Origin of the sequence: Actinomadura roseirufa, assembly GCF_900659635.1 — a bacterium.
GTDB classification, from domain to species: Bacteria; Actinomycetota; Actinomycetes; order Streptosporangiales; family Streptosporangiaceae; genus Spirillospora; species Spirillospora roseirufa.
Genome location: NZ_CAACVB010000603.1, coordinates 1 through 1413 on the forward strand (window position 1 = coordinate 1; position 1413 = coordinate 1413).

1 protein-coding gene is annotated in these 1413 nt (G+C 66.9%); it reads right to left on the bottom strand.

What is annotated here, in order from left to right:
- Window positions 1-56 precede the first annotated feature (56 nt).
- Entirely contained in the window at window positions 57-1295 is a 1239-nt protein-coding gene (locus E1291_RS41645) for an IS256 family transposase (RefSeq protein ID WP_242614707.1), read from the bottom strand.
- Window positions 1296-1413 lie beyond the last annotated feature (118 nt).

Consider the following 1413-nt stretch of genomic DNA (forward strand, 5'->3'; position numbering starts at 1 on the left):
GGCCGCGTCCATGGGAGTGGTGTAAGAAAAGGCCACCCCGTGATCCGTTGTGCTAGTTAAGCAGCGATCGCGTTAATTGTCACTTCGGTATCATTGGTGTCGGTTTCTGTGCCGACTTTCTGGCAGGCGGCGAGGATCTCGCTGCCGATGTAGCGGCGTTGTTCGGCCCATTCGTCGTTCTGTTCAGCCAGGACGGCGCCGACGAGGCGGACGATGCTGGGGCGGTCGGGGAAGATGCCGACGACGTCGGTGCGGCGGCGGATCTCTTTGTTGAGGCGTTCTTGTGGGTTGTTGCTCCAGATGGACTTCCAGACCTGCTTGGGGAAGGCGGCGAACGCCAGGATGTCGTCGCGGGCGTCGTCCAGGTGGGCTGCGGCCTGCGGATACTTCGGTTCCAGGGCCTCGACGACCTTGGCGTGCTGGGCGTAGACGGCCTCGGCGTCGGGTTGTTCGAAGATGGTGCGGACCATCGTGGCGACCCAGGGCTGGGCGGTCTTCCCCACCCGGGTCAGCAAGTTCCGGTGGTAGTGGGTCCGGCAGCGCTGCCAGGCCGCGCCCGGCAGGGTCGAGGCGATCGCGTCCCGCAAGCCCGCGTGGCAGTCGGAGGTGACGAGCTTGACGCCGGTCAGGCCGCGGGCGACCAGCCCTCGCAGGAAGGCGAGCCAGCCCGCGCCGTCCTCGGCGGTGACGACGTCGATGCCGAGGATCTCGCGTTGGCCGTCGGTGTTGACGCCGGTCGCGACCAGGCAGTGCACGATGATCGTCCGGCCGCCCTCCCTCACCTTCTGCGTCAACGCGTCGATCCAGACGAAGGTATAGGGGCCGGCGTCCAGCGGCCGGTTCCGGAAGTCGGTGACGAGGTCGTCCAACTCCCGTGCCATGACGCTGACCTGCGACTTGCTCAGCTTCGTCACGCCGAGGGACTCGGCGAGCCTCTCCACCCGGCGGGTCGAGACCCCCAGCAGGTAAGAGGTCGCGACCACCGTCGCCAGCGCCCGCTCCGCCCGCCGCCTGCGTTCCAGCAGCCACTCCGGGTAGTAGGAACCCTGCCGCAACCTGGGGATCTGCAGGTCGACGCTGCCCGCGCGGGTGTCCCACTCACGGCTGCGGTAGCCGTTGCGGCTGTTGACCCGCTGGTCACTGACCTCGCCGTAACCGGCGCCGCACAGCTGCTCGACCTCGGCGTCCATCATCCGCTGCGCGAACGCACGCACCATCTCCCGCAGCAGATCCGGCGACGCCGCCGCCAACGTCTGGTCGAAGTCGTCGCTGGTAACGGGCAGAATGTCTCTCACGGCCATCTCGTTGTCTCGTCCTTCGTGCTCTTGGTCGACTCGAAGGATCACGAGGTGGCCGTCCTCATGTCACGGTGACACGCCCACACAGGCCAAAACCCGGCAGAAGGTCACACAG